This window comes from Rhodoferax sp. (assembly GCF_037143375.1).
In the GTDB taxonomy this organism is placed as follows: Bacteria; Pseudomonadota; Gammaproteobacteria; order Burkholderiales; family Burkholderiaceae_C; genus Rhodoferax.
The window spans coordinates 20826-28218 of the sequence record NZ_JBAWYV010000038.1; the positions used below are offsets into that span (position 1 = coordinate 20826).

The following is a 7393-nucleotide window of genomic DNA, read 5'->3' on the forward strand; positions in this document are numbered from 1 at the left end:
TGCATTGGCGTGTAACACCGATGCACTAACCGGGTCGGACCTGCGACAAAAACGCCTTGGCTCGCGGGTGATTCGGATTCGAGAAAAACTCATCCGGGGTGGTGTCTTCCAGGATCACGCCCAGATCAAAAAAGATCAGGCGGTCTGCCACTTCACGGGCAAAGCCCATTTCGTGGGTCACCACCAGCATGGTGATCCCGGTGTGCGCCAACTCCCGCATGACCGCCAACACCTCGTTGACCATTTCCGGGTCTAACGCCGACGTGGGCTCATCGAACAACAACACTTTGGGGTCCATCGCCAATGCACGGGCAATCGCAACACGTTGCTGCTGCCCGCCTGATAGCTGGACCGGGTACTTGTGCGCCTGGTCTTTCAAACCCACTCGCTCCAGCAATGCCAGCGCCTTGGCTTCCGCCTCGGCCTTGGGCATCTTGCGCACGCGCATCGGTGCCAACGCCACGTTTCTCAGAATGGTCAGGTGCGAGAACAAATTGAAGTTCTGGAACACCATGCCCACTTCGCGCCGGATGGCGTCGAGGTTCTTTAAATCGTCGTTGAGCTCGATACCGTCGATCCGGATGTTGCCGCCGTCATGTGCTTCTAACCGGTTCAAGGTTCGCAGAAAAGTTGATTTCCCCGAACCGGAGGGTCCGATGATGGCGGTGACCTGGCCTTCGTAAAAGGTGGCCGAAACCGCCTTTAAAGCCCGAAACTCGCCAAAGTGTTTGTCAACATTCGTCGCTTCAATGATCGGCTTGGATGTACTTGGATTCGTCATCTTGAGCTCCTAGCGCTTTCTGCCGACATCAAGCCGGACTTCCAGCGCAGACGTCAGAGACGTGAAGGCCGTGGTCAGAATCAGGTAGATGCTCGCCGTGGTCAGGAACACCGGTATCGGCTGGTAGCTTGTGGCTTGCACCCGGTAACCGATCATGGTCAACTCAACCACGCTGATGGCATAAGCCAGCGACGAATCTTTGACCAATGAGGCCAAATTATTCGCCAAGGCCGGCAAGGCCACCCGCATGCTCTGAGGCAACACAATGTCCATGAAGGTCTGAAACGGTGACAGCCCCAAGGCTTTGGCCGCTTCGATCTGTCCATGGGGCACCGCCAGAATACCGGCGCGTACGCACTCCGTGTTGTAGGCGCCGATGTTGATCGCCAAGGCGATCGCAGCACAGGCAAAGTCCGACGGTTGCATCGAATCCGGCAGCAACTGGGGTGAGGCAAGCCACACGAACAGAATTTGCAAGAGAAGAGGCGTGCCCCGAATCAGCCACACATAGAAGTCGCACAACCAACGAAACGGCAGAAAAGATGACAACTTGCCGAGCCCCGCCACCACACCGATCACCATGCCGGAGATGCCCGAAATCAACGTCAGCATGACGGTGACGCGTGCTCCTTCAGTGAACTCATGGGCTGCGGGTCCGATGGGTGCTGGCGCCATTGACAATGGAATGGCCAGACCCCACAAAACCAGCAGGAGTCCTGCCATGGCCACGAACATGGCCCAGCCAGGATTTTGCTTACTCCAGTTCATGGTGAGCTACTTAATGACAGGCAATGTCTGCTTGGAAGTACTTGGTGGACAAAGCTTGGTAAGTGCCATTCTTCAAGACCTCCGCCAAGGACTTGTTCCACTGCTCCACGAGCTCTTTGTTGTTTTTGCGTGTGATCATCGAAATGCGCTCCACGAACACCATGTCGCCGGGCGTGGCGCCGGTGCCAGGATTCTTTTCGAGGGTCGCTTTCACGAGGTACTTGTCAGAAATCCAGGCATCGTATTTTTTGGCCTTGAGCGCGGCAAAATTGGCGGCTTCGTCTTTGTAGGTTTTGATCTCGCCAATGCCTTCGAGCTTCTTGGCTGCATCAAAGTAGGTGGTGGCAATTTGCACACCCACCGACTTGCCTTTGAGTGCCGCCACCGTCAGCGGCCCACCGGGCAAGGACACGATCTGGCCACCGGAGCAGTAATGCGGGTTGGCAAAGTCAACCGCTTTGGCGCGCTCTTCGGTGAAACCATGCGAGGCGATGGCAAAGTCAAAGCGATCCTGGCGAATGGAGGCGAGTTGTGCATCAAAAGACACCACGCGCCAGTCAATCTTGAGACCCATGTTTTTCACAACCGCTTCGGCCAGTTCAACTTCAAAACCGGTCAGTTTCGGGCCGTCAAAGTAGTTGAAGGGGTAATATTGACCTTCAGTGGCTACCACAACGGTGCCAGCCTCTTTGATGACTTTCCAGTCGCGCGCTTGCGCGCTACCCACCATAAGCATCAAAGCACAAGATGCAGCGCCGCATATCTTTGTAAACAATCTCATTGGATCTCCTAATTATTTAAAATGTTAATTGCTTTTGGTTTGCAATTAATTTCTTGCTTTTTGGGGCGGCTTCTTCGAACGCAATCCCCAACCTACTTACTTGAAATTTATCGAATCACCAGACACTCTCCACCTGACTGGCGCTCAATAAATACCGAGTAAAGTTTATCTTTTCGGTGTTGTATATACAATACCGAAAAACCTTGTTTCTATAATCGTTTTCCCTCGGTAGGGACTAATCTTTCGCGTGACAACATCGGCAAGAGTTGCACGCCAACGGTACTCACAAAGATCAGTGCGCAGCCTGCTATGCCAACGGCGTCAAGCCGATCACCCATCAGCAAGTAGCCAAATACAGCGGCAAATAATGTTTCTGAAGACAAGACGATGGCCGCATCGGCGGCATGCGCGTAACGCTGAGCGACGACTTGTGCTGTGAAAGCGATACCAACAGAAAATATTCCGGTGTAGGCAATGGGCAAGGCGGCTGCTTGCAGCCCCGTCCAAGTGATCGATTCATAGGAAATCGCCCACAGCAAGGCCAGCAAACCACAAACACCAAACTGCCCGCCCGCTACCAGGAAGGGCGCCCGCATCCGATCTGCGACACGCCCCACCAGGAGTACGTGAAATGCCCAGGGAATGGCAGAACCAATCACCCATAGATCACCCTTTCCTATGGATGAAATTTGCGCACCGGAGAGCAGATAGGCCCCAAAAATACAGGCTAGGGAGCCCATCCATACCGACCAGTGTGGCAGGTGCCGCAGGAGCAACCATCCCAACACCGGAACCAGCGGTACATAGAGCGCTGTCAGAAACCCCGCATTGGTCACGGTCGTGCTCATCAGGCCAATTTGCTGCATCGCAGCACCCAACAACAGGAGTCCGCCCAGACCAGCAATTTTGAAGCCATCGTTGCGCTTCAAGGCCTTGTCTGCGCGTTGCAAACTGTGCCATTCGATCCACATCAGTGGCATCACGACCAGTACCCCGATCAAGAACCGCACGCCTGTAAACGTCATGGGCCCCACATCGGCCATGCCGTAGCTTTGGGGAACAAAGGCGGACCCCCAAATCACGGCGACCAGCATCAGTAAGAGATTGGCGCTGGCACGCGTCATGGTTGCATTTTTCATTCAATTTGCTTGTGTTGGATCAAATTATTAACTTGATTTCCGCATCAGTGTACTTTTTCCAAAGAGACTTTCAATTAAATCCACTGCCAGTTCAGCGGTCTTGTTGCGCACATCCAGCGCGGGGTTGAGTTCCACCACATCAAGCGAGGCCAGGCGACCGGTGTCGGCAATCATTTCCATGCACAACTGAGCTTCCCGGTAAGTGGGGCCACCCCGCACGGTGGTGCCAACGCCGGGGGCGATTTCAGGGTCCAGAAAATCCACGTCCAGGCTCACATGCAAGTGGGTGTTGGCATCGACCAGCGCCAGCGCCAGTTCCATCGCATGGCGCATGCCCATTTCGTCGATATAGCGCATGTCAAACACCTCAATGCCCATGTCGTGCACCAGGCGTTTTTCGCCTTCGTCCACGCTGCGAATACCAATCTGGCGAATTTGTTTGGGGTTGAGCGCGGGCACATGGCCGCCAATTTCGATCAGCGCTTGCGGACCATGGCCGCACAGGCACGCCACGGGCATGCCATGAATATTGCCACTGGGTGTCAGGGTGGCCGTATTGAAGTCAGCGTGGGCATCAAACCACAGCACCCGCAGTTTTTTGCCCTGATCTCGGCAATAGCGCGCCACCGCGCTGATGGAACCGATGCCCAGACAATGGTCGCCGCCAAGCATGATGGGCAAGCGACCGGCATTGAGTTCGGCGTACATGGCGTCATGCAGCAAGGTGTTCCACTGCACCACTTCGGGCAGGTGGCGAAAACCATTGACCGCATCGGTCCAGGGGTTGGCCGGGCCGACCAGGTTGCCACAGTCTTTGACGTCAAGGCCAAACTGGCGAATCGCTTGGGCAATGCCCGCGACGCGCAGTGCCTCGGGCCCCATGCGGGCACCCAAAGTGCCAGCGCCAATGTCGGTGGGAACACCGATCAGACTGACGCCACCGGGTGCCGGACTGGCAGACGGTGCCGGGCTCATGCCGCCAAAGCCAATTTGTGCGATGCCACCTGCGCCTTTGGGGCAATCAGGCTGAACAGATCTTTCGGGTTCGGCAAGTCCGGAATCAAGGACACCAACTGACCCAGTCCCAACTCACTGGCAGCATCTCGCATGTAGCGCAGTGCCGAGTAGTCTTCCAGTGCAAAACCCACCGAATCGAACACCGTGACTTCTTGTGCCGAGGTGCGGCCCGGGGCCTCTTGGCGCAGCACTTGCCAGAGTTCGGTGACAGCAAAATCAGCCGGCAGTTGCTGCAAGTCACCTTCGATGCGGGTCTGGGGTTCGTACTGCACAAACACACTCGCCATGCGCAAGACATCGGCGTGTAACTCGGTTTTCCCGGGGCAGTCGCCGCCCACGCCGTTGATGTGCATGCCAGGCTCGATCAGGTCTGGGGTCAGGATGGTGGCGTTGGTTTTATCGGCAGTCACGGTGGTGACGATGTCGGCACCGCGCACGGCCTGGGCGATGCTGTCGCAATCTATCAGGCGCAGGGAGGTGTGCTGCAGGTTTTGCATCAGTTTCTGGGTGGCTTCGGGGTCGGTGTCAAACAGCCGAATTTCCTGTATGCCGAGCAGGTGGTGAAACGCCAGCGCCTGAAATTCGCTTTGGGCACCATTGCCAATCAAGGCCATGCTGCGGCTGCCTGGGCGGGCCAATGCGCGAGCCGCCACGGCGGACATGGCCGCGGTGCGCAACGCGGTGGTCAGCGTCAATTCGCTGAGCAACTCGGGAATGCCGGTGGCCACATCGGCCAGCACGCCAAACGCCATGACAGTGGGCAAGCCGGCCAAGGTGTTTTTGGGGTGACCGTTGACGTACTTGAAGGCATAAGTCTTGGCATCGGCGATGGGCATCAGTTCAATCACACCGTCGGTGGAATGGCTTGCCACGCGGGCGCATTTATCGAAATCTTGCCAGCGCAAGTAGTCTTCGAAGATGAAATCGGCCATGCGACTCAAGGTGGCTTCGACACCGACTTCGACGACGATGGTGGCCACATCCTGGGCGCTAAGAAATTGGGTTTGGACGAGTGAAGTACGTTTCATGGTGCAGGTTTCCGTTTGGTTGAGAGTAGTGTCCTTAAGTGCCATGGCAATGTAAATCGCCAGAAATGCTATCTTTTTGAGAAATTTTTAGCATTTCGCCAGGTTTAAATGTCAAAATGACAAAATGGATTCCACCGATCACCAATTACTGTCCTTGCTGCGCAAAGATGCGCGCAGCAGCGTAGCGACCCTGGCGAGCAAGCTGGGCGTGTCACGCGGCACTGTGACCAACCGCGTCACCAAGCTCGAAGACGCCGGCATCATCGTGGGCTACACCGTGCGCTTGCGACCCGATGCAGAGCCGACCGAGATCAGCGCCTCGATGTGCGTGGCGGTCGAGGGCAACGAGAGCCGATCCGTCATCGCCAGCCTGCTGGGCGAGCCCGGCGTGGCCACCCTGCACGACACCAATGGCCGCTGGGACTTGCTGGCCGAGCTGCGGGCGGCCAACCTGGCAGAGTTGTCCAAAGTGCTGGAGCGCATTCGTTTGATTCGCGGTATCAGCAACACCGAGACCAGCATTCACCTTAAAACCTACCGACTGTCGTGAGCCATAGATGAACGCCCTGCCCGACCTTGACCGAATCGACCTCAAGATTTTGAATTGCCTGCAAGAGGATGGCCGCCTGTCGAACCTCAAACTGGCAGAAAACGTCATGCTGTCGCCCACGGCGGTGTTGGCGAGGGTGCAGCGCCTGACCAAGGAGGGCTACATCCTGGGTTATGAGGCAAGGCTCAACCCGCTCAAGCTCGGGGCCGGCATGATGGTGTTTGTTGAAGTGCTGCTGGACCGCACTACACCGAATGTGTTTGAGGCCTTCAAGGCGGCGGTGCAGGTGCGCCCGGAGATCATGGAGTGCCACATGGTGGCGGGCGGCTTTGACTACCTGCTGAAAACCCGCATGGCCGACATGTCGGCCTACCGCGACTTTGCCGGCACGGTGCTGTGGCAACTTCCCGGCATCCGCGAAACCCGCACCTATGCGGTGATGGAAGAAGTCAAGAACACCACGCATTTGCCGCTGCGCTGACTCCTTACTCCGGGCGATCGAGTTTGGTGGACAACAGAATGGTCGAGAAGGTATCGACCACGCCCTTGATGACCCGAATTTTGTCAATCACCGCATCGAGTTCATGGGTGGACTCGGTCGCCAGCATGGCGCATAAATCGTAGCGCCCGCTGACCGAGTAGAGCTTGAAGATCTCGTGTCGACGCGACAGTGAGCGCACCACATCGTGTTCGTTCTTGGACTCAATCGAGATCAACACCATGGCGCGAATCCCCGAGGCCGCCTGCGCCACCGTCACGCCTACCGTGTAGCCGGTAATGACGCCTGCATCCTCAAGCGCTTTCAACCTCAATTGCGCCGTGCTGCGGGCACAGCCCAGTGCTTTGGCCAGCTTCACCATGGGCAGCCGGGCATTGACTTTGAGGAGTTCAATCAACTGCCGGTCAAGGGGGTCTAAAGGGGTGATCATGAGTGAAACAAGCAAGTTGTAAAAATGTCAGGCATTATGTATGAAATTTCTAATATATTTCAGTCAATTTGCCTGTTTCATCCGGCAGAACTTCTCTCTAAACTTGGTTTCATCGTCCTCATCACCAAGCGAGGTGACGAGGCACATCCCAAAATCAGGAGACCAAAATGCTGCAAAAAGTCGATTTCAATCTCAACAAAAAACTGCTGACCCGCGCGGAGTTGGACGCCTACGATCCTGAATCCGAATCCTGGCAGAAACAGTTTGCCCGTCGCTACACCCACCACGCCGAACTTGATGGCGTTCTGAATAATGTAGAAAACGTGAATGAGACGGTGTACAACAAGTTTGCCATTGCCATCACGCCTTACATGGCCAAACTGATGGACCGCGACGATCC

At 56.1% G+C, this 7393-nt stretch carries 9 protein-coding genes and 1 pseudogene; 3 read left to right on the top strand and 7 right to left on the bottom strand.

What is annotated here, in order from left to right:
• Positions 1-25: 25 nt before the first annotated feature.
• From WCG50_RS08180 to WCG50_RS08205, 6 genes are all read right to left on the bottom strand, one after another.
• Entirely contained in the window at positions 26-781 is a 756-nt protein-coding gene (locus tag WCG50_RS08180; protein WP_336899098.1) for an amino acid ABC transporter ATP-binding protein, read from the bottom strand.
• A 9-nt stretch (positions 782-790) separates the two neighbouring features.
• A complete protein-coding gene (locus WCG50_RS08185) occupies positions 791-1549 on the bottom strand; it encodes an amino acid ABC transporter permease (RefSeq protein WP_336899099.1) in 759 nt (252 codons plus the stop codon).
• Positions 1550-1559: 10 nt separating this feature from the next.
• Positions 1560-2330, bottom strand: a complete 771-nt coding sequence (locus WCG50_RS08190) for an ABC transporter substrate-binding protein (RefSeq protein WP_336899100.1) — start codon at positions 2328-2330, stop codon at positions 1560-1562.
• A 209-nt stretch (positions 2331-2539) separates the two neighbouring features.
• Positions 2540-3469, bottom strand: a complete 930-nt coding sequence (locus tag WCG50_RS08195) for a DMT family transporter (RefSeq protein ID WP_336899101.1) — start codon at positions 3467-3469, stop codon at positions 2540-2542.
• 27 nt (positions 3470-3496) lie between these two features.
• Complete coding sequence (gene rocF / locus WCG50_RS08200; protein ID WP_336899102.1) at positions 3497-4444, bottom strand: arginase; 948 nt, start codon at positions 4442-4444, stop codon at positions 3497-3499.
• A complete protein-coding gene (locus WCG50_RS08205; protein ID WP_336899103.1) occupies positions 4441-5514 on the bottom strand; it encodes an ornithine cyclodeaminase in 1074 nt (357 codons plus the stop codon). The genes rocF and WCG50_RS08205 overlap by 4 nt, the downstream gene beginning before the upstream one ends.
• A gap of 124 nt (positions 5515-5638) precedes the next feature.
• Between WCG50_RS08205 and WCG50_RS08210 the strand changes: the two genes are divergently transcribed.
• Complete coding sequence (locus WCG50_RS08210) at positions 5639-6064, top strand: Lrp/AsnC family transcriptional regulator (RefSeq protein ID WP_336899104.1); 426 nt, start codon at positions 5639-5641, stop codon at positions 6062-6064.
• Positions 6065-6071: 7 nt separating this feature from the next.
• Positions 6072-6545, top strand: a complete 474-nt coding sequence (locus WCG50_RS08215; protein ID WP_336899105.1) for an Lrp/AsnC ligand binding domain-containing protein — start codon at positions 6072-6074, stop codon at positions 6543-6545.
• 4 nt (positions 6546-6549) lie between these two features.
• On the opposite strand, the gene WCG50_RS08220 is transcribed toward WCG50_RS08215, so the two are convergent.
• Positions 6550-6993 carry an Lrp/AsnC family transcriptional regulator gene (locus tag WCG50_RS08220; protein ID WP_336899106.1) on the bottom strand — a complete coding sequence of 148 codons (444 nt, stop codon included), beginning with the start codon at positions 6991-6993 and terminating at the stop codon, positions 6550-6552.
• 167 nt (positions 6994-7160) lie between these two features.
• Between WCG50_RS08220 and WCG50_RS08225 the strand changes: the two are divergent.
• Positions 7161-7393, top strand: a pseudogene (locus tag WCG50_RS08225) (KamA family radical SAM protein); the annotation flags it as partial.